The organism is Arthrobacter sp. TB 23, assembly GCF_000294595.1.
Lineage (GTDB): Bacteria > Actinomycetota > Actinomycetes > Actinomycetales > Micrococcaceae > Arthrobacter_D.
Genome location: NZ_ALPM01000065.1, coordinates 65,093 through 85,334 on the forward strand (window position 1 = coordinate 65,093; position 20,242 = coordinate 85,334).

Sequence of the window (20,242 nt, forward strand, 5' to 3'; positions counted from 1 at the left end):
GGACTGGAACCCTTACCTGAGATAGGGGAAGAGAAGCAGGCTGTTGGCTGGTTAGACTGGCTAGGAGCTGACAACGATGGAGAATAATGTCCGATTACCCCAATAGCCTGACGCCTGATCCTGCACCGGAGGAGACCGGGCAAGAACCCGCAAAGCGTTCCCGACCGAGCCCGAAGGTCATGGTTGCGACCGGACTGGCAACCATCGTGGTGGTGGTTGGCGCGGGGGTAGGCATTTCCGCACTCGCCCAGGACGAGGAGCCACGTGCGACGCCGTCGTCGTCGCCGAGTGCAGCGGCGGTCGAAACGTCATCAGCTCCCACCCCCGAGCCGTCGCCGGCGTCCACGGAGCCGCTGCCGCCAGCGCCGACTGTCTTCTATGAGCAGGCCGGCCCACCAGCGGGGTCGCCGCTGGAAGCTGTCGAAGCGATGACCATTGAGGTATCCGACGAGCCGACCGGCACCGAGCTGCCATCCAACCTCATCGGGTTGTCACTGGAAGCCACCGACCTCGCCGACCCTCGGATGTCCGGCGACAATCCGGAGATCGTGACCAGCCTGACCGGTCTAGGGCGCCCAATGCTTCGGTTCGGCGGTAACGCTGTGGATCGCCGGTTCTTCTGGACGTCATCCAACGAAGCAATCCCCGGGAACCTTGAAGGCGACAAAGCTCACCCGGTGCGTGCCGCCGGCCCAGCCGACCTGGAACGGGTCAATACCCTGCTGGAAGCAGCCGACGCCACCATCAGCCTGACCGTGGACCTGGGCAACTACGATCCTGAGCGCGCAGCTGACATGACCATGCATGCCTCGAACATTTTTGGGGACCGGTTGGTCGGAATCACCATCGGCAACGAGCCCAACGGGTATCCCACCAATGGTCTGCGGCCGTCCGGTTGGGGTATCCCCGAATACCTCGAGGAACTCAAGGCCTATGCCGATGCGATGTATGAGGTAGCGCCCGAGGTTCGCATCGTTGGCCCCGGCACCTATGCGGAGGCCTGGTGGGAGCCGTTCACCCAGGCTGACCTGCAGCAGGAGAAGATTCTTTCGTTCCACCACTACCCGCTGTCGCAGTGTGACGGATCGAATGATCCCCTGGGCGAGCCCATCATGGAGAACCTGATGGCTTCGGCGATCCATGACCGTGCCGACAATTACCGCCGTGCAGCGCTGGCCCCCGCCGAAGCGGCCGGCCTGGAAACCTGGATCCCCGAAACCGGGATCTCCGCCTGCCCAGGATCAAACGAAACCACCAAGACCCACGCATCAGCGCTGTGGAGCGTTGACTATGCGCTGAGTGCGGCGCAGATCGGTATCCCCCGGCTGAGCTTCCACAGCTCGCTGCTGACCTGCCAGGGCGGACCTCCCATGTCGTCCATCTGCTCCGGCGGACCCTACCTCCAGCCCGATGCGACCTTCGACGAGCGGGCCAACTATTACGGCCTGTCGATGGTTGCCGAACTGCCACCCGGAGCCTTCCTGCAGCACACCGCACAGGGCGGCGGCCTGGCGTACAGCTACGTGGTGCGCCATGAAGACGGCAGCATGAGCGTGATTCTGGTCAACCAGAACAACCCCGAGGTAGCCGCACAGACTGATGTCACGGTGCAACTCCCGGCGGCAGCACGCACCAGCTCGATGACCCAGCTCGCTGGCCCGTCGTACGGCGCCGAAGACTCAACCATTATCGATGGTGCCTTTGCCGCACCCGTTCCGGCCGGGGAACGGCCGGCGATCCCCGGATTCGTCCCCGGCGCCGAATCCGTTCAGTTGCCGGTGACTGCGGGCACCGTCTCGGTGTTCCACTTCACCTTCTAGCCTGCACCATAAAAGCGGCGNCGCCGCTTTTAGGTTTGGCCGGGTGGGCTAGTTGAGGAGTGCGTCCACGAAGGTTTCGGCTTCGAAGAGCGCCAGATCGTCGGGGCCTTCGCCCAGGCCCACCAGCTTCACGGGGACGCCGAGGCTGCGCTGGATGGCGACCACGATGCCGCCCTTGGCGGTGCCGTCGAGCTTGGTGAGGACGATTCCCGTCACGTTCACCACCTCGGCGAATACCCGGGCCTGGTTCAGACCGTTCTGGCCGGTGGTGGCGTCGAGGACCAGCAGTACCTCGTCGACGGCGGCCAGCTTCTCGATGACCCGCTTGACCTTGCCGAGTTCGTCCATCAGGCCCACCTTGTTCTGGAGCCGCCCGGCGGTGTCGATCATCACTACGTCCACTTCACCGTCGATCCCGGCCTTGACGGCCTCGTACGCGACCGACGCCGGATCGGCGCCGTCGACGTCGGACCGCACGGTCGGCACGCCGACCCGCTGACCCCAGGTGGCGAGCTGCTCGGCAGCAGCGGCCCGAAAGGTGTCGGCAGCGCCCAGGAGGACGTCCTTGTCATCGGCGACCAGGACCCGTGCCAGTTTGCCCACGGTGGTCGTCTTGCCGACACCGTTAACGCCGACGACCAACACGACGGCCGGCCGGTCGGCGTGCCGGTGGGTAGCGAGGGAGCGGTCCATGGTGGGATCCACGAGCTTGATGAGCTCCTGACGCAGCATGTCCTTGACCTCGGCGGGGCTGCGGCTTCCTGCCACCTTCACCCGGGCCCGGAGCGCGTCGACCAGTTCCATTGTCGGTTCGGTGCCCAGGTCGGCGAGCAGCAGGGTTTCCTCGATCTCGTCCCACACGTCTTCGTCAATGTTGTCGCGGGACAGCAGGGCGAGCAGGCCCTTGCCGAGCGCGTTGTTGGAGCGGACCAGGCGGGCGCGGAGGCGGGCCAGGCGGCCCTGTACCTCGTCGGGGGTCTCGACCGGAACCGTTTCGGTGCCGATGGTCGTCTCTTCGAGATCGCGCAGATCATCGGGTACGACGACGTCGGGCGCCGTGTCTGTCGGTTGCTCCAACGTGTCAGTGGAGGTTCCCGGGGTTCCACCGGTAACGCGGTCGTCGTCGTCACGGGTGGTGGTGTAGGTACCCGGGGGTGTTTTGCGTCCCTTCAGCAGCAGCACGGCAAGTGAGCCGATCACCGCGAGAGAAATGGCTACGTAAATTAGTATCTGGAGCGTCGTCTCGTTCACAGACCTAGCTTCTCATACGCCTCTGGCATGGCCCGAGGGAAACTGGTGAAAGACTACTCTCATCATGTTCAGCCTCAGACGCTCCCCCGCCGCCGGCGATTCCGCCGTCGCACCCGCAGAACGCATCAGAATCCCCGAGGAAATCTGGGTCCTGATTGCTGCGGCCTTCGTCATTGCCATCGGGTTCGGGCTGGTCGCACCGGTGCTGCCCCAGTTCGCCCAGAGCTTCGACCTGCCGCCGTTTGTCGCCCGTCTTGAGCTGGGGGTGACCGCGTCGGCCATCATTGTCAGCGCGTTTGCCTTCACCCGCCTCGTTTTTGCCCCTGCCGGCGGCAAACTCGTCGAACGCCTCGGTGAGCGTCCGGTCTACGTGTCGGGGCTGCTGATTGTGGCGCTGTCGACGGGTGCCTGCGCGTTTGCCGCCGATTACTGGCAGCTGCTGATCTTCCGGGGGCTTGGCGGTATCGGCTCGACCATGTTCACGGTGTCGGCGATGGGCCTGATCGTTCGATTGGCACCGCCGGGGTTGCGGGGCAGGGTTTCGGGTTCGTACGCGTCGGCTTTCCTGCTCGGCAGTATCTTCGGGCCGCTGATCGGCGGACTGTTGGCCGTGTTCGGCCTACGGGTGCCCTTCCTGGTCTACGCCGGTGCGTTGATCGTCGCGGCGACCGTGGTGTTCATCAAGCTGCGGGATTCAGCGCTTCGGGATAAAGCAGCCAATGCGACCCCACTGCCCGGCCTTTCGGTACGTGAAGCGCTCGGCGACTCTGCGTACCGGGCGGCACTCGCCTCCGGGTTCTCCAACGGCTGGTCCTCGTTCGGGGTCAGGATGGCCCTGGTTCCACTCTTTGTCGTTGCGGTCCTGGACGAAGGACCGGAAGCGGCGGGCATCGCGTTGACGTTTTTCGCCCTCGGCACCGCGCTGGCCCTGACCTTCTCCGGCAGGCTGGCCGACCGGCTGGGCCGTAAACCACTGGTTCTGACCGGGTTGGCTGTCAACGGACTGGCCATGGCGGGTCTCGGTTTCACCACCGATCTGGTGATGTTCCTCGCGGTCTCCGTTGTTGCCGGCCTCGGGGCTGGCCTGCTCAACCCGGCCCAGCAGGCAGTGATCGCTGATGTGATTGGCAACCAGCGCAGCGGCGGCAAGGTGCTCGCGGCGTTCCAGATGAGCGCCGACACCGGCGCCATCATCGGGCCAATCATCGCCGGCCTGATCGTCGACGCGCTGTCCTTCGGCTGGGCGTTCGCCCTCACCGGCGTGGTGGCGTTCGCGGCGTTCCTCATCTGGCTGGGCGCCCGCGAAACGCTCCCCGAAAAGACGAGCGCCTAGGCGTCCACCAGCCGCTGGCTGATGACCGTTGACACGCCGTCGCCCCTCATCGTCACGCCATACAGGGCGTCAGCGACCTCCATGGTCCGCTTCTGGTGGGTGATGATGATCAGCTGGCTGGATTCGCGGAGCTCCTCGAAGATGGTGAGCAACCGGCTGAGGTTGGTGTCGTCAAGGGCCGCCTCCACCTCATCCATCACGTAGAACGGCGACGGCCGGGCCTTGAAGATCGCGACAAGCAGTGCGACGGCGGTCAGCGAGCGCTCCCCACCCGACAGCAGCGAGAGGCGTTTGATGCGCTTACCCGCCGGACGTGCTTCAACCTCGATGCCGGTGGTGAGCATATTGTCCGGGTCGGTGAGGACCAGCCGTCCCTCCCCGCCGGGAAACAGCCGCCCAAACACGCGCTCGAACTGCACAGCCGTGTCCTGATAGGCGGCGGTGAAGACCTGTTCCACCCGTTCGTCGACCTCGCGGATGATGTCGAGGAGGTCCTTGCGGGTTGCCTTGAGGTCTTCCAGCTGGGTGCTGAGGAACTGGTGGCGTTCCTCCAGTGCGGCAAATTCCTCGAGTGCCAGCGGGTTGACCCGGCCCAGGGACGCGAGATCCTTCTCGGCCCGTTTGAGCCGTTTCTCCTGCTCCTGGCGGACGAAGGGAATCCCGGCGGGGATCGGATTGCCCTCCTCATCCACTGGCGCCCTCAGCTCCGCCCATTTGTCGGCTGCAGCAACGGCTACCGGGACCGGCAGGTGGGGACCGTATTCGGCGATCAGGTGATCCGAGGTGAGGCCGAGTTCATCAATCGCACGGTTCTCAAGGGTTTCGATCCGGGCACGCTGCTGGGCGCGGGCCAGTTCGTCGCGATGCACCGAGTCAGTCAGCTCGCCGAGCTCGGTGATCAGGCGATCATTGCTGGTTCGGACGTCGGTCAGCTCGGCGTCCCACTGTGCGCGGGCCTCTTCAGCGGCGTCGCGGTAGTGCGCGGCCCGCTCCACCGAGACGTCAAGGTACCCGAGTGCGGTGTGCACCGCCTGTCCGACGGCGGCAGCCCTGGCTGCCTGCAGACGCCGGATCCGTGCACGTTCGGCGGCCTGGACGCGTGCCTGCCGTTCGGCGACGGCTGCGCGCTCCAGGGACAGGGCACGGTTGGCGATCGCGCGGAGCTGTTCTTCCGAACTGCGCAACGACAGGCGTGCTTCCATCTCGGCCTGCCGCGCCTGCGCCGCGCCGAGCGCCAGCAGGTCCCGGTGTTCGGTGGACGGTTCGCTCTCTTCCGGTGCGTCCTGGGCAGCGGCGAGCCGTTCGGTGACTTCCTGCAGCCGCTCCTGTTCGGCGCCGAGGTTGGAGGCGGCAGCGTCGGCCAGGCGGGTCAGCCGGTCGGTTTCGCCGGCCGCGGACCGTACCACTGACCCGAGTTGACCCAGCTTCTCGGCGACTGCTGCGAGTCGGGCATCGGAATCATGCAACTGTTCCAGGGCCTGATCGGCTGTCTTTTGGGCGTCGTTCAGCCGTCCGGTGGTAGCTGCTATCTCAAACCGTGCACGTTCCATCCGGTTGGCGGCGGCCTCGAGCCGGACCGTCGTTTCGTCAACCGCCGCCTGAACCTCCAGCACGCCCGGTTCGGCTGCGGACCCGCCGCTGACCGACGCGACGGTGACCACGTGCCCGTCCCTGGTGATGGCCGTCAGGTGTGGCTGGGCCTGCACCAGCTCGAAGGCGTCGTCAATCCCCTGGACCACAACCCTTCCCTGGAGCAGATGGGTTACCACGGCGCCTACCTGGCTGTCGCAGGTCACCAGATCACTGGCAGGGGTCGCACCATCGGGTAGCGGATCCAGCTCTGGGGGGCGGACTGTGGGCGGCGTGCTGCCCACCGCTGCGTCGGCGACCAGCAGGGTCACCTGGCCGGCGTCGTCCTCCAGCACCCGGCGCAACACACGATCGGCGACTGTCAGGTCCCCGACGGCGACGGCGTCGGCTGCTGAACCGAGCGCGGCAGCGATAGCGCTCTCGTATCCTGGGGCGACCGTCAGGAGGTCGGTGACGGCCGCGAGGACGCCCTCAAGGCCAGCATCGAGCACCGCCTGGCTGCCGTCCCGGCGCTGCAGTCCGGTCATCAGCGCCTCCAGCCTGGCCTGCAGGGACTCCCGTTCGCGGTCGGCTGCCCGTTCCGCGCCGGTCAGGTCCTCAAGTTCCTGCTGGACCGTCTCCAGTGCACGGGTGGCAGCCTCGTACTGTTCGTCAAGGTTCTCTTCGCCCTCCTCGGCCCCGGCCACCTGGACCTCGAGTGCTGCGAACTCCTGCTGGGCGGCTGCCCGGCGGACGTCGACGTCGCCCACCGACGCGCGGAGCCGGCCCAGCTCCGCTTCGGCCGATTCCACCCTCGACCGGGCGGCGGATACCTGGCCGATCAGCTTCGCCAGGCCTTCACGCCGGTCGGCGGCGGCGCGGAGCAGCCCGGTCAGCCGTCTGTCCTCGACTGCCGCCGAATCCTCGGCATCGGCGCGCAATTCGATGGCTGTTTCCAGCGCTTCGGCGCGTTCGGCAACGTGGTCCCGCAACGCGGCTTCCTCGGCCCTGACACGGGCGGCCTGCTGATCCAGTTCGTCGGGGGTCCTGCCGCCGGCCCGGGAGACGCCGTCGTCGTCGCCGGCTCCCAGCAGCCGGCGACGCTCCTCGGCGAGACTGCCCAACGACCTGAACCGTTCGCGGGTGTTGGCCAGCTGGTACCAGGTGTCGCGGGCGGCGTTCAGCCGCGGTGTCGCGTCGGCGGCGAACCGTTCCAGATCGGCTTGCCGCGCCCGGCCGGTTGCCAGAAGTTTTTCGACGTCGGCGCGGCGTTCCTTGAGCGCTGTCTCGTCAGCGACGTCACGTTCGAAGGAGTTCATCAGCTGGACCAGATCGTCGGCCATGAGCCGCGCCCTGGCATCCCTGACATCAAACTGGACGGTCTTGGCGCGGCGGGCGACGTCGGCCTGTTTGCCCAGCGGCGTCAGCTGGCGGCGGATTTCACCGGTCAGGTCGGTCAGCCGGGTGAGGTTGGCTTGCATGGCATCAAGTTTGCGCACCGTCTTTTCCCGCCGGCGACGGTGCTTGAGGATCCCCGCAGCCTCCTCGATGAAACCGCGGCGGTCCTCGGGGGTGGCATGCAGCACCTTGTCCAGCTGGCCCTGCCCCACGATCACGTGCATTTCGCGGCCGAGCCCCGAATCGGAGAGTAGCTCCTGGATGTCGAGGAGCCTGCAGGTGTCACCGTTGATGGCGTATTCGGATCCGCCGGTGCGGAACAGGGTGCGGGAAATGGTGACTTCGGCGTACTCGATGGGCAGGGCGCCGTCGGCGTTGTCAATGGTCAGGGAGACCTGCGCACGGCCGAGGGGCGGCCGGCCCGAGGTTCCGGCGAAAATGACGTCTTCCATCTTGCCGCCGCGAAGCGTTTTGGCTCCCTGTTCGCCCATCACCCAGGCCAGGGCGTCCACCACATTGGATTTGCCCGACCCATTGGGTCCGACCACCGCGGTGACGCCTGGCTCGAAGTCGAACGTCGTCGCGGATGCGAAGGACTTGAAGCCGCGCACGGTTAGACTTTTCAGATGCACAGTGTCTTAGGTCTCCAGAAGATGGTGGTTTTCCCTAATCTACTGGGTTAACGGGCCGTTTTGCAGCATTGCGAGGGTTCACGCACCGCGTAATGCTGCCCGAACGCCGCCTGTTGCAGCTTCACCAAGTAGGCTTTATAACGAATCGTTAGATTCGTTTGTGCGTCCGAGCGCCCTAGAGGCCATCCAGCGCAGGTAACCGAGGCGCACTGACTAGTCGACAAGGCAGGAAATTTGACCGGCAATTTCAACTTCCGACACCACAACACCGCGCTACTTGGCGTAGAGAGTGTTGAGGCTCCGGTCATCGTAACCTCCAATGAGTTCGACCGGGTATTAGCTCCGGCGCTGAAGCGCCTTCGTCTCTCCAACGGCCTGCTCCAGCGGGTGGCCGGAATCACCGAACGCCGGTGGTGGGCTCCAGGCACCAAGTTCGACGACGCCGCCATCGAGGCAGGAGCCAAAGCGTTGGCTTCCTCGGGGATCGAAGCGTCGCAGATCGGGCTGCTGATCAACACCTCGGTGACCCGGACCAACCTGGAACCGTCGGTGGCAGTGAAAATCCACAACAACCTGGGGTTGCCCTCGTCGGCGATGAACTTCGACGTCGCCAACGCCTGCCTGGGTTTCGTCAACGGCATCACCCTGGCAGCGAACATGATCGAAGCCGGACAGATCCAGTACGCCATGGTGGTCAACGGTGAAGATTCCCAGGCCACCCAGGAAGCCACGCTGCGCAGGCTCAACCAGCCGGACGCCACCAGGGCCAGCTTCCTGCAGGAATTTGCCACCCTCACCCTCGGGTCGGGCGCTGCGGCTGCGGTGCTGGGTCCTGCCGATGCGCACCCCGGCGCCCACCGTGTGCTGGGCGGAGTGGCACGGGCCGGTACCGAACACCACGAATTGTGTATCGGCGGGATGGACGGCATGTACACCGATGCTCAGGGGTTGCTCGACGGCGGCCTCGAACTGGTTGTCGATGCCTGGAAGGAAGCCCAGCAGGAATGGGACTGGACGTCGATGGACCGCTACATCACCCATCAGGTGAGCAGCACCCACACGAACGCCATTGTTGAGGCCATTGATCTGGATCCTTCACGGGTACCGATGACCTTCCAGAAATGGGGCAACGTGGGTCCGGCGTCGCTGCCGATGACCCTGGCCGCTGAAGCCCAGACACTGACCTCGGGTGACCGGGTGCTGTGCATGGGTGTCGGTTCCGGGTTGAACACCGCGATGCTGGAGATTGCGTGGTAGCACTTCCCGGCGTCGACCCCTCGTGGCCGGCCTACCGAGACGTCCCCTCGACCGCTGCCGTGGATCCGGCAGGCACCACCAACAGCTGGCATTACCTGGATAACGGATCGCAGCTTTTGGAGCCGCCCAGGGGCACGCTGCTCTGTGTGCATGGCAACCCCACCTGGTCGTATCTGTGGAGGTCTGTGCTCGCTGCCGGCGTTGAGCACGGCTGGCGGGTGATCGCCGTCGACCAGTTGAACATGGGTTTGTCGGAGCGGACCGGCCGCTTTCGTCGGCTCGCCGACCGTGTGGATGACCTGAATGATTTTGTAGATTCGATTGGGCTGACCGGGCCGGTCATCACGGTCGGTCATGACTGGGGTGGCGTGGTGAGCCTCGGGTTCGCCAACCGGCGCAGGGACCTGCTGTCCGGCGTTGTGCTCACCAATACCGCAATTCATCAAGACCCCGATCGCCAGATTCCTGCTCCGCTGCGGCTGGCGCTGCATCCGATGGTGCACCGTTGGGGGACCAGGGACACGTCGGCGTTCCTTGATGTCACCCATTCGCTGGCGCGTCCGTCGCTGCCCAAGGAAGTGCGGAAGGCGTTCCTGCTGCCGTACCGCGGTGGTGCCAGGCGTCAGGGGATCGCTGATTTTGTCGCGGATATTCCTGCGGGCCCGTCGCATCCGAGTTATCCGGCGCTTCGGTCCATCGCGGAGGGCATTCGCACCCTTGAGGTGCCTGCCCTGATGCTGTGGGGTCCCGAAGATCCGATTTTCTCCGACACCTACCTCAACGATCTGGCGGAGCGACTCCCCCAGGCCGATATTCACCGGTTCGAGGGAGCCAGCCACCTGGTCGGCGAGGATCGGGACATTGCGACGCCCCTGTTCAGGTGGCTCAACGGAGCCCGGTCCGCTGGCGCAGCGTCCCCAGAGGCAGTGTCCCCAGAGGCAGCGTCCCCGGACCAGGAACCAGCTCAAGCAGGCACCTTCACCCCGCTGGAACACGAGCTGATTCAGCGCGCCACCGGCCCCCACGCGGACCAGTTGGCTGTTGCCGACATGGGCGCCGACGGCCAGATTGAGCGGTCCCTGTCCTGGCAAGGCCTGGAGCGTGAAGTGCAGACCCTCGCCGCAGCTCTGCGGCAGATCGGCGTGCGACGCGGCAGCCGGATCAGCCTGATGGTTCCGCCCGGAGTCGAACTCACCGTGCTCCTGTATGCCTGCTTGCGGATCGGCGCCGTGATTATCGTCGCCGACGCCGGCCTGGGACGAAAGGGCCTTAGCAAGGCCGTTCGTGGCACGGTCCCCGATTTCCTGATCGGCATCGACCTGGCGCTCACCGCCGCGAAGCTTTTCAACTGGCCGGGTCGCCGGATCAGTGTTGCGACGTTGCCGGCCGCGAAACGGAAGCTCCTCGGGGTACAGCATTCGCTCTCCGAACTCCGCGCGGCCAGCGGAGATGGGACGTCTACCGAGACCGACGATGCTGGACTGGATCCTGCAGGTCTCGATCCCGATCGTCCCAATCCTGCTGGTCTCGATCCCGACGGTCTTGATCCTGCCGGTCTCGATCCCGACGGCCTCGATCCCGATGCCGACGCGGCCATCCTCTTCACCTCGGGTTCCACCGGCCCGGCCAAGGGTGTCGTCTACACCCATCGGCGGCTCGCAGCGATGCGGGATACCCTGGCCCAGACCTTCAACATTCGACCCGGCGACGGGCTGGTGGCAGGGTTCGCGCCGTTCGCGTTGCTGGGTCCAGCCCTGGGGACGACGTCAATCACTCCCCACATGGACGTCACCAAACCGAAAACTCTATCCGCGGCGGCTCTTGCAGACGCCGTCGCCGCCATCCATGCGACCACCGTGTTTGCGTCTCCAGCGGCCCTTCGAAACATTCTCGCCACCCAGGGAGAACTCACTGACCAGCACCGGGCGGCATTGGCCGGTGTTTCGCTGCTGCTTTCGGCCGGGGCTCCCGTGCCGTCACGGTTGCTGACCGAGCTGCTGGGTATTCTTCCCGGGGCATCGCTGCACACGCCCTACGGCATGACCGAAGCGTTGCCCGTGACCGACGTCGACCTCGGGTTGATCCTCTCGGCCGAAGCCGATGCAGCAGCCGGGAATGTGGTTGGCGCTGGGAACGGCGTCTGTGTGGGCAGAGCTGTCTCGGGCGCAGAGATCACCGTTAGTCCCCTCAATCAGGAGGGTACCGCCGACGGCGACCCCACCACCGATGCCGGTATCACTGGGGAAATCCTCGTCCACGCTCCTCACGTCAAAGAGCGTTACCACCGGTTGTGGATGACTCAGCGTGTGAGCTCTCGCTGCGGCGGCTGGCACCGCACCGGAGATGTGGGCCATTTCGACGGCGACGGCAGGCTCTGGGTCGAGGGCAGACTCCCCCACATCGTGACTGCGTCGACGGGTGTTGTGACCCCGGTCGGGGTGGAACAGGCGCTGGAATCGGTCGACGTCGTCGGGCTGGCCGCGGTGGTTGGTGTTGGTCCGGCAGGCACCCAGGCGGTCGTTGCAGTGGTTGAGACCATTCCCCCGGTCAAGAAGCCTGGCCTGGCCGGAGCTGAGCTGGCGGCTCAGGCACGGAATGCGGCCCGGTCCGTCGGCGTGGAGTTGTCGGCAGTGTTGGCGGTCCCGTCGTTGCCCACCGACATCAGGCACAACGCGAAGATTGACCGGACAGCGGTTGCGGTGTGGGCTGCCGGGGTGCTCGCCGGCGGCCGGGTCGGCAAGCTGTGAGGGTTCTCGTCACCGGTGCCAGCGGGATGCTGGGCCGGGTAACAGCCACGCTCCTCCAGGCGCAGGGTCACGCGGTCAGGACGTTTCAGCGGCGCCCATCCGGTCTGGCTGGCGTTGAAGACAGTCTCGGATCGATCACCGACCAGACGGCAATCCATCGCGCTGTGCAGGGCATGGATGCGGTGGTGCACCTCGCGGCGAAGGTTTCCTTCGCGGGTGCTGCGGTTGACTTCGAGGCAATCAATGTGGAGGGCACCCGTGTCCTGCTCGAAGAGTCGCGCGCGGCCGGTGTGCGCGACTTCGTCTTCATTTCCTCGCCGTCGGTGGCGCACGTGGGTGAGGCACTCGTGGGTCAAGGTGCCACTGAGGCCACTCCGGCTCTGGTGCGCGGCAATTACGCGCAGACCAAGGCCAAAGCCGAACTGCTCGCGTTGGACGCCAACAGCGAAAGTTTCAGGGTGGCAGCGGTCCGTCCCCACATTGTGTGGGGTCCCGGTGACACGCAGCTGGTTGAACGGGTGCTGGAGCGTGCGCGTGCCGGGCGCCTGCCGTTCCTTGACGCCGGCACCGCCCTGGTCGACACCACCTACGTGGATAACGCCGCCGCAGCGATCGGCGCAGCCTTGAGCGGCATGGATCGGTTGGCTGGACAAGCTGTGGTGGTCACCAATGGTGAGCCCCGCCCGATCGGTGAATTGATCGCCGGAATCTGCCGGGCCGGAGGGGTTCAGCCGCCGCGGTGGGCCGTTCCTGGCGGTGTGGCACGGGTCGCGGGATCCCTGGTGGAATTCCTCTGGCAGCGCGGCGGGATCGAGAGTGAACCGCCGATGACCCGTTTCCTTGCGGAGCAACTATCGACTGCACACTGGTTTGATCAGCGCAGGACCCGCGAGTTGCTCGATTGGACGCCTACGGTGTCAGTGGATGAAGGTCTGGCCCGCCTGGCACAGCATTACCAGGGGAACCAGCATTACCAGGGGAACCAGGCTTCCCTCTCCTAGCGATCCATCGGAGCGTGGAGACGTCCCTGACTGTCAGTTCGTCCCCAGGTGAGCTGGCTCGGTGGTGGCACGCAGTTTTCCGTTGTCGTATCTTGACCCGTCGGTTGCCTCGGTGTCATTGGCTTGCCCTATCGGGGACCAAAGCGTCCGGAAAGCACGAATGCGCCACCGGATTTCTCCGATGACGCATTCGGGTGCTGACAACCGTACCGCTGACGCGGAGGGTTTAGAGGGTGTAGTACCCAACCAGTGGCATGGCGCTGACCGCGTGGACCAGGGTGCCCTGGCTCGGGTTCAGTGCGCTGACCATCTGGCCGCCACCGATGTAGATGCCGATGTGTCCGCCGCCGTTCTGGACGACAAGGTCGCCGGGCTGAGGGTTGCTGGTGGGGGTCAGCGCGCCCATCTGTGCCTGGCTGGTGCGGGGCAGGTCGATGCCGTGCTGAGCGTAGACCCACTGCACGAAGCCCGAGCAGTCCCAGCCGCCTGGCGAGGTGCCGCCGTAGACGTAGGGGGAGCCAACGAGGCCCTGTGCTGTTCCGGCGATCCCTGCGCTGGAAACCTGTCCGCCGGTGGATGCTGCTCCCATTGGCTGGATGGTCTCGGAAGCGGTGGTGATGCCCAGGGTGCTGGTTTCGGCAGGCGCCGGAGCGGCTGCTGGTGCAGCAACTGGGGCGGGAGCAGCAGCCGGAGCTGGTGCTGCAGCCGGTGCTGGTGCTGGTGCTGATACCTGAGTGGCCTGGCCGGCGTTGCCGGACAGTGAGATGACGTCACCTGGGTAGATGATCGAATCCCAGCCGAGACCGTTCGAGGCGAAGATGGCCTCGATGCTGACGCCGTAGGTGCTGGCGATGCTGCCCAGAGTATCTCCGGACTGAACGGTGTGAGTGGTGGAGCTGGCGGCGGTCGTCTGGGCAACTGGTGCGGAGACGGCGGCCGGGGCGCTGACGTTGACTTCGCCTGCAGCGTTGGCTGGGAGTCCGGCGCTGAACATCAAACCTGATGCGGCGACGACTACAGCTGCTGGACGACCGATGGCGCCAGCGTGAGAGCTAACTGCCTTGGAAACGGTCTGCATGGCGCTTGGTGGGGTTGCACGATGGCGCGCGATATAACGGTTCTTGGACATGATGTTGCCTCTCCCAATGCCTGCGAAGTTAGCTGTCGGATTCGGATGGGAGCCACCCGGGCGCTGTGCGCCTTCACCCCTAGGTCGTCTGGCGACGACCACTACTACTGGTTCCCCCGCTTCTGCCTGATGTGTGCGAACGGACCTTACGACGGCGGCAGAATTAGGCAATCTGTCGAAAGGACGCTGAGTTGAACGGAACCCGACGTGCGGTCCACTGTACATTTCGTGGTCCGGGTTTGTCACATTTAGGTTACGGCGGCAGTATGCTGTTGGATGTCCCAGGTCGGGGCGCGGGTCCGACCGTGGAGGGCTGAGGCAATCCAACACGACCTGCAGGAATTCCGCCGGGGCGTGAACGAGCATCGAATAGGTGACACGGAGAATCCGTGCTCGACCGGTGGTGAGCAGGTTCCATCGGCGGCGGTCTTCGGCGAATTCGGCGGGACCACTGTGATGGTTGCGTCCGCCGGCTTCGATGCCCAGCTGTCCTTCGACGAACAGATCAAGCCGTCCCACACCCTTGATGTACACCTGTGTTTGGACGCTGAGTCCTGCGCGGCGCAGGTGGGTGACGCTCACATGGAACCACGATGGTGGACGCAGCACCCAGAGGTTTCGTTGCGCTGCGGCACTGATCCAGGCCGGTTCAGCTTTGACACACGTTGCAGTGAGCAGACTCCCAGTGATGCCGGGTAGCGCAAAGACTCCTGGCCCTGGGTTTACCACCTCACCCTTCACGAGGGCTGCGCAAAGGTGAACGGATCCCAGACCGGCGCGGGTGGGTTCCCTACGGCGTGCCACGCCGCCTGGTTCTTGCAGTGTCTTGACTGTGTCCATGCCCAATGGTTGCCCTCTTTGGGGGTGTCAGTGCGGCGTCACCCGTTCTATGTGGGTAAGTCTCCTTGGTGGAGCGGGAGTGGGACTGGGGCTAGTGGGCAACGTGTCACGGGTGAGCTGCGAGGGAGTGCTGAGCCAAGGATCCCGGCTGCAGGGATGTCCTACCAGCGGCCGTTGCGGGGCTTCGGCTGACACCGCGGGCAGCTGAACGACGAACGGTTCATAAACATCTCGCGGCGGATCAGCGAAAGGCTGTCAAAGAGCGGGTCGGCGGCGCAGCGGGTACAGGGTTCGCCCTCGCGGCCGTAGGCGTTGAGGGAACGTTCAAAGTAACCGGAGCTGCCGTTGACATTCACATAGAGTGAGTCAAAGCTGGTGCCGCCAGCGTCGAGCGCCCGCAGCATCACATCACGGCAGGCATCAATCAGCCGTAGGGCGTCGGCCCGGCGCATGACATCCGTGGGGCGGGCATAGTGGACTTTGGCTGCCCACAGCGCTTCGTCAGCGTAGATGTTGCCGATTCCCGATACCAATCCCTGGTCCAGTAGCGCTCGTTTAATTCCGGTCCTGCGTCGCCGGAGCTTTGCGAAGAAGTCATCGAAGGAGAACGCCGGATCCAGTGGATCGCGGGCTATGTGAGAAGCCTCAATCGGGATCAGCGGCAGTGGACTCTCCCCCAGCCCACCCGGATGGCCGTCTGTGGTCGACACCATCGACGTCACAAAGAGGCCGCCGAAAATACGCTGATCAACAAACCGAAGCTCCTGCGGCAGGGGTCCGGCATCAGGATCGTCGACAGCCGACAGGGTGAGCCTGACCCGCAAGTGCTTTTCCTCGGGCAAGCCTGCGTCTTTGACCAGCAGCTGGCCGCTCATACCCAGGTGAGCCATCAGGGCCACTGGCGCGACACCACTCGTGCCACCACTCGTGGCAGTCCCACCAGCCTCGGCCGGAGGTGCCAACGGCATCCACAGGAACTTTCCCCGCCGCACCACGTCCAGCACCCGGGCTCCCACCAGATTGCCGGCGAAGTCCTCGGCGCCCAGCCCATGACGGCGGATGGAGCGGACATCAAGGATGTCGACGTCGTCAATGGTTCGTCCCAACACCCAGCGGGCGAGGCCGCGACGCACCACCTCAACCTCGGGAAGTTCAGGCATGGTACGGCTTAGGCTGACTCGGCCGGACCGGGGGCTGCAGTCACGTCAGCAGCATCAGCAGGGCCAGTGCCATTGGCCGGGGTCGACACCGAGTAAGCGGCCGATTTCGGTTCGTGGGCGAGGTGCCGGAGCATCTTCCACGACGCGGCGGCTGCCTCCTGCTCGGCTTCCTTCTTGGAGGGACCCGACCCGGAGCCATACGGCAGTCCGCCGACCATGAGGAGGGCTTCGAAGGTGCGTGCGTGGTCGGGGCCGGAGCCGGTGACCTTGTAGTCAATGGCGCCGAGCCGGCGTGCTGCGGCGATTTCCTGGATGCTGGTTTTCCAGTCGGTGCCGGCGCCCATCGCTGCAGCACTGCCAAGCAGCGGCGCGACAAGCCGCATCACCATGGCCCGAGCCACTTCAATACCGTTGTCCAGGTAGGTAGCGCCAATAATGGCTTCCATCGTGTCAGCGAGGATCGAAGCCTTGTTCTTGCCGTTGGTCAGCTTCTCCCCCTGACCCAGGAGCACATACTCGCCGAGGTCCAGTTCGCGGGCAATCCCGGCCAGGGCACGGGTGCTGACGACGGCGGAGCGTCGCTTGGCGAGATCGCCCTCTGACAGGTCGGGGTTATCCCGGTACAGCGCGTCGGTGACCGCGAGTCCCAGCACCGAGTCGCCCAGGAACTCCAGGCGCTCGTTGGTGGGGATGCCCCCGTGCTCGTAGGCGAACGAGCGGTGTGTCAGGGCAAGACGAAGCGTCCCGGCGTCTATAGAGACACCGAGACGCTTCAGAAGGTCTTCAGTATTAGCCACGTCTACTTACGCATTCGCATAAGAACGCTGCGGGTCCCCCGTTGCCGGGGTACGCAGCGGTCGTTAGACGTCGGCTACTTTGCGTCCCTTGTACTCAAGGAACAGTGCAGTGCCAGCGGAGTCGGTTACTACCTTGGCCTGGTGAGCCAGGCTGTAGGTAACGCGGCCGTTCTCCACGGTCTTCACCAGTTTGGGCGCAGTTGCCTTCCACTGGGACCGACGTGCACGGGTATTCGAGCGGGACATTTTCCGCTTAGGAACAGCCACGACTAACTCTCTTCTCTCTCGACAGACTCTGTACTTGCTGCCGCGTCGCTTGACGCTGCAGTGCCAGTCAACCCGGAAAGGGCGGACCAGCGGGGATCCAAAATTTCGTGCTGATGATCGGGGTCATCTGCAAGGCGTGCTCCACATTCAGAACACAGACCCTCGCAGTCCTCCCGGCACACCGGCTGGAACGGCAGCGACGTTACCACTGCGTCCCGAAGCACCGGCTCAAGATCAATTGAATCCCGATCTACCCGGTGCTCTTCAACAGGTTCTTCTCCCTCGGACAACTCGACGTCGTCGTAGTAGAAAAGCTCCTGCACATCGATGCTGCTGCTGTACCTGATGGGATCCAGGCACCGGCCGCATTCGCCCACGATCTCGACGTCTGCGGTACCAGATACCAAAATACCTTCATGTACTGCCTCAAGTCTCAGATCCAGTTCCACGGGGGAACCTTCCTGAACACCGATGAGAACCACACCGAAATCCTTTGGTGCGGGTACATGTTCTTCGATTGTTCGCATGCTGCCCGGGCTGCGCCCGAGGTCCTTGACGTTGAAAATCAAAGGCGAACTGAGATCGCTTTTAATGGGAACTCCTGTAGAACATATGACCGACGTATCATCTTAGCCTGATAAGCCCGCCCGGCTCAAACCAGTTCCTGCGGACCCGGTATGCGGCTATTGCCGACGACGACGGCGAGTGCCGCTCATGCCCCACCTCACCACGGATTGGGGGCAGAGCCAAACGCGCCACGCGGGTAGGTCCCAGGCCATCCGGCGCTCCGGCGGGGTCTGGTCCCCCATCTCCCCCACCCCGGCACGTAGGCTGTGTCCAGTGAAGATTCCCCCAGCCACCAGTGCCGTGTGGCTGTGGCTGCGGCGATCGATGGCTGTCCTGGTGGCCCTCGCCGGCGTCTGGCTGCTCGCCTGCTACTCACTCTTCATCAACCCTCCGGTCTTCGACGCTGCCCACGTGGCAAACGTTGAGGCAGACGCTGTGGTGGTGTTGGGTGGCGCCAGTTCGGAGCGGCTCCCCGTGGGGCAGGAGCTTGTCGCAGCCGGCCACTCATCCATCCTGGTGATGTCCACTACCAGCACCCCGGGAAACGTCGACGCCGACAAGTTGTGCCGGCGCCCGGCCCACGAGTCTCGGGTGTGCTTTGAGCCTGACCCCCAGACCACCCGGGGGGAGGCTCGTGCCTTGGCCCGGCTAGCCGCCGATCGGGGCTGGGACACGCTGATCGTGGTGACGTCGGACTATCACTCCCTTCGCGCCTTCACCAACCTCAGCCAGTGCTCCACTGCGGACCTGGTCATGGTGCCCTCCGAGCCGAACCATGGCTTCCTCGAATGGCTGCCCCGCTTCGTCGAGGAGAGCGCCGCCCTCACCGCGAGCTACCTGCGGCCGGTGTGCGCCAACCGCATCTGACAGCCGCCCGTACCATGGTGCGTTCACCGCATTGGTCAGTATGCTTAGCGCTATCAGGGCCCGCCGATGGAGTGCGGCCTCACCTACTGCCTGAGGGGTAGCGCCACCGATGAGCGATTCCGAAAAGTCACTGGATTCAATCTGGTCCGACTGGAAACAGGCTGTCACCATGAATGCCTCCACCCTGGAGCGGTGGCTCGAAACCGATGAGTCCAAAGCGGTCGGTCAGAAGGGTGACGGCGGGGAATCCGTGGGTCATGCATCCGGTCGGCGGATTGTGAAGATGCTGCGGACCAATAAAGCGGATCTGAGCGAATCTGATGTCGAACACATGCACAAAGTCGTGGGCTACATCCACCGGCATCTGGCGCAGAAGCCCTCAGCTGACCTGGAAAACTCCCGGTGGCGGTACTCGCTGATGAACTGGGGGCATGACCCACTCGAGCAGGACTAGGGCTTTCGAAGACCCCTAGATTGCCGCATCTGCTGCGATAGAGTGTGTTTTATGTCGCAGATACGCATTAAAGATGCCGCTCACTATCTTGGGGTCAGCAGCGATACAGTGCGCCGCTGGGTGGAGGATGGCACCCTGACCGGGGAAAAGTCGGAGACTGGCATCACCACAGTCGATGGGTTGGAACTTGCGCACCTGGCCCGTGAGCGGGCGGTCCTCCCGGACGATCCTTCGGGGATGGACAGTTCCGCCCGCAACCGATTTGTGGGACTGGTAACCCGGGTGGTGACGGACAAGGTGATGGCTCAGGTGGAGCTGCAGTGCGGACCGCATCGGGTGGTGTCGCTGATGAGCGCCGAAGCCGTGCGTGATCTGGCGTTGGAGCCCGGCTCGGTGGCTGTTGCCGTAGTGAAGTCGACAACCGTGATTGTCGAAACCCCCGGCCGGAAAGCCTGACGTGCAGACCAAACCTGAGTTGCGAACCGGAGGACGACGTCGTCTCCTGGCTGCGTCGTCGGTGGCAGTTCTTGCGCTGACGGCCTGCGGCGCCCCCGGCGATTCAGCGGAAAAAACGTTGACCGTCTTTGCTGCGGCATCCCTGCAATCGTCGTTCACCACGCTCGCCGAAGACTTTGAAGCGGCGAATCCGGGGATGGAGGTGACCCTGAGTTTCGCCGGTTCCTCGGATTTGGCCACTCAGCTCTCCGCCGGCGCCCCAGCCGACGTGTTTGCCGCAGCGGACACCGCCACCATGGACCGTCTGGTCCAGCAGGGCCTGATCGACGGAACTCCGGTGGATTTCGCGTCCAACACCCTTGTGATCGCTGTTCCACCGGGCAATCCGGCAGACGTGGCGGATTTCGGCGATCTGGCGGATCCGACCACGAAGGTTGTCCTCTGCGCCCCGCAGGTGCCCTGTGGGGCGGCGGCTGCCCAGGCGCAGCAAGCGGCAGGCATCAGGGTGAATGCGGTCAGCGAGGAATCCTCGGTCACCGATGTGCTGGGCAAGGTGCGTTCCGGAGAGGCCGACGCCGGGCTGGTCTACGTCACCGATGTGCTGGCAGCAGGAGACGCGGTGGAGGGCATCGACTTCGACGAATCCGACCAGGCGGTCACCACCTATCCGCTGGCGGCCATGACGGCTGGCAACGTC

At 64.7% G+C, this 20,242-nt stretch carries 17 protein-coding genes and 1 riboswitch; of the genes, 10 read left to right on the forward strand and 7 right to left on the reverse strand.

What is annotated here, in order from left to right; genetic code table 11:
• Window positions 1–86 precede the first annotated feature (86 nt).
• The gene (locus tag B384_RS0109760; protein ID WP_019482929.1) at window positions 87–1,820 is read left to right on the forward strand and encodes a hypothetical protein; all 1,734 of its coding nucleotides are present in this window, start codon (window positions 87–89) and stop codon (window positions 1,818–1,820) included.
• Window positions 1,821–1,868: 48 nt separating this feature from the next.
• Here B384_RS0109760 and ftsY read toward each other — a convergent pair whose 3' ends face one another.
• Window positions 1,869–3,071, reverse strand: coding sequence for a signal recognition particle-docking protein FtsY (gene ftsY, locus B384_RS0109765; protein ID WP_019482930.1), 1,203 nt, complete (start codon window positions 3,069–3,071; stop codon window positions 1,869–1,871).
• Window positions 3,072–3,135: 64 nt separating this feature from the next.
• Here ftsY and B384_RS0109770 point away from each other — a divergent pair, with 64 nt between their 5' ends.
• The gene (locus tag B384_RS0109770; protein ID WP_019482931.1) at window positions 3,136–4,404 is read left to right on the forward strand and encodes an MFS transporter; all 1,269 of its coding nucleotides are present in this window, start codon (window positions 3,136–3,138) and stop codon (window positions 4,402–4,404) included.
• Here the strand turns inward: B384_RS0109770 and smc are convergent.
• Window positions 4,401–8,003, reverse strand: a complete 3,603-nt coding sequence (gene smc, locus B384_RS0109775) for a chromosome segregation protein SMC (RefSeq protein ID WP_026041090.1) — start codon at window positions 8,001–8,003, stop codon at window positions 4,401–4,403. The genes B384_RS0109770 and smc overlap by 4 nt on opposite strands.
• Window positions 8,004–8,237: 234 nt before the next feature.
• On the opposite strand from smc, the gene B384_RS0109780 reads away from it, so the two are divergent.
• From B384_RS0109780 to B384_RS18470, 3 genes are read left to right on the forward strand one after another with little or no spacing between them, the layout of a single operon-like run.
• Complete coding sequence (locus B384_RS0109780; RefSeq protein WP_019482933.1) at window positions 8,238–9,260, forward strand: 3-oxoacyl-ACP synthase III; 1,023 nt, start codon at window positions 8,238–8,240, stop codon at window positions 9,258–9,260.
• Window positions 9,254–12,007: an alpha/beta fold hydrolase gene (locus B384_RS0109785; protein WP_019482934.1), complete on the forward strand. Its 2,754-nt coding sequence runs from the start codon at window positions 9,254–9,256 to the stop codon at window positions 12,005–12,007. Before B384_RS0109780 ends, B384_RS0109785 begins: the two co-directional genes overlap by 7 nt.
• Window positions 12,004–13,008 carry an NAD-dependent epimerase/dehydratase family protein gene (locus B384_RS18470; RefSeq protein ID WP_019482935.1) on the forward strand — a complete coding sequence of 335 codons (1,005 nt, stop codon included), beginning with the start codon at window positions 12,004–12,006 and terminating at the stop codon, window positions 13,006–13,008. The genes B384_RS0109785 and B384_RS18470 overlap by 4 nt, the downstream gene beginning before the upstream one ends.
• A 226-nt stretch (window positions 13,009–13,234) precedes the next feature.
• Here B384_RS18470 and B384_RS20805 read toward each other — a convergent pair whose 3' ends face one another.
• Entirely contained in the window at window positions 13,235–14,137 is a 903-nt protein-coding gene (locus B384_RS20805) for a C40 family peptidase (protein WP_019482936.1), read from the reverse strand.
• 3 nt (window positions 14,138–14,140) lie between these two features.
• Window positions 14,141–14,317: riboswitch (cyclic di-AMP (ydaO/yuaA leader) on the reverse strand.
• A 174-nt stretch (window positions 14,318–14,491) separates the two neighbouring features.
• Here B384_RS20805 and B384_RS20810 point away from each other — a divergent pair.
• Window positions 14,492–14,836 (forward strand): hypothetical protein, encoded by a 345-nt coding sequence (locus tag B384_RS20810; RefSeq protein WP_192813081.1) that lies wholly within the window; start codon window positions 14,492–14,494, stop codon window positions 14,834–14,836.
• A 302-nt stretch (window positions 14,837–15,138) separates the two neighbouring features.
• Here B384_RS20810 and mutM read toward each other — a convergent pair whose 3' ends face one another.
• The 4 genes from mutM to B384_RS0109820 form a co-directional block, all read right to left on the reverse strand.
• On the reverse strand, window positions 15,139–16,137 hold the full coding sequence (gene mutM / locus B384_RS0109805) for a bifunctional DNA-formamidopyrimidine glycosylase/DNA-(apurinic or apyrimidinic site) lyase (protein ID WP_019482938.1): 999 nt from the start codon (window positions 16,135–16,137) through the stop codon (window positions 15,139–15,141).
• A gap of 8 nt (window positions 16,138–16,145) precedes the next feature.
• Window positions 16,146–16,934, reverse strand: coding sequence for a ribonuclease III (gene rnc, locus B384_RS0109810; RefSeq protein WP_019482939.1), 789 nt, complete (start codon window positions 16,932–16,934; stop codon window positions 16,146–16,148).
• Between the two features lie 63 nt (window positions 16,935–16,997).
• Window positions 16,998–17,201, reverse strand: coding sequence for a 50S ribosomal protein L32 (gene rpmF / locus B384_RS0109815; RefSeq protein ID WP_024476178.1), 204 nt, complete (start codon window positions 17,199–17,201; stop codon window positions 16,998–17,000).
• 2 nt (window positions 17,202–17,203) lie between these two features.
• Entirely contained in the window at window positions 17,204–17,770 is a 567-nt protein-coding gene (locus B384_RS0109820) for a YceD family protein (protein ID WP_019482941.1), read from the reverse strand.
• Between the two features lie 271 nt (window positions 17,771–18,041).
• Between B384_RS0109820 and B384_RS0109825 the strand changes: the two genes are divergently transcribed.
• The 4 genes from B384_RS0109825 to modA form a co-directional block, all read left to right on the forward strand.
• A complete protein-coding gene (locus tag B384_RS0109825; RefSeq protein ID WP_019482942.1) occupies window positions 18,042–18,635 on the forward strand; it encodes a YdcF family protein in 594 nt (197 codons plus the stop codon).
• A 109-nt stretch (window positions 18,636–18,744) separates the two neighbouring features.
• Complete coding sequence (locus B384_RS0109830) at window positions 18,745–19,089, forward strand: DUF3140 domain-containing protein (protein ID WP_019482943.1); 345 nt, start codon at window positions 18,745–18,747, stop codon at window positions 19,087–19,089.
• 51 nt (window positions 19,090–19,140) lie between these two features.
• Window positions 19,141–19,545: a TOBE domain-containing protein gene (locus B384_RS0109835; protein ID WP_019482944.1), complete on the forward strand. Its 405-nt coding sequence runs from the start codon at window positions 19,141–19,143 to the stop codon at window positions 19,543–19,545.
• A 1-nt stretch (window position 19,546) separates the two neighbouring features.
• On the forward strand, window positions 19,547–20,242 hold a 696-nt coding region (modA, locus tag B384_RS18475), incomplete at its 3' end, for a molybdate ABC transporter substrate-binding protein (RefSeq protein ID WP_019482945.1).

Excerpts from the sequence above, each read along its gene's own strand:
- B384_RS0109760 (WP_019482929.1), top strand. The coding sequence starts at position 87 with ATGTCCGATTACCCCAATAGCCTGACGCCTGATCCTGCACCGGAGGAG.
- B384_RS20805 (WP_019482936.1), bottom strand. The coding sequence starts at position 14,137 with ATGTCCAAGAACCGTTATATCGCGCGCCATCGTGCAACCCCACCAAGC.
- B384_RS0109830 (WP_019482943.1), top strand. The coding sequence starts at position 18,745 with ATGAGCGATTCCGAAAAGTCACTGGATTCAATCTGGTCCGACTGGAAA.
- B384_RS0109835 (WP_019482944.1), top strand. The coding sequence starts at position 19,141 with ATGTCGCAGATACGCATTAAAGATGCCGCTCACTATCTTGGGGTCAGC.
- mutM (WP_019482938.1), bottom strand. The coding sequence starts at position 16,137 with ATGCCTGAACTTCCCGAGGTTGAGGTGGTGCGTCGCGGCCTCGCCCGC.
- B384_RS0109770 (WP_019482931.1), top strand. The coding sequence starts at position 3,136 with ATGTTCAGCCTCAGACGCTCCCCCGCCGCCGGCGATTCCGCCGTCGCA.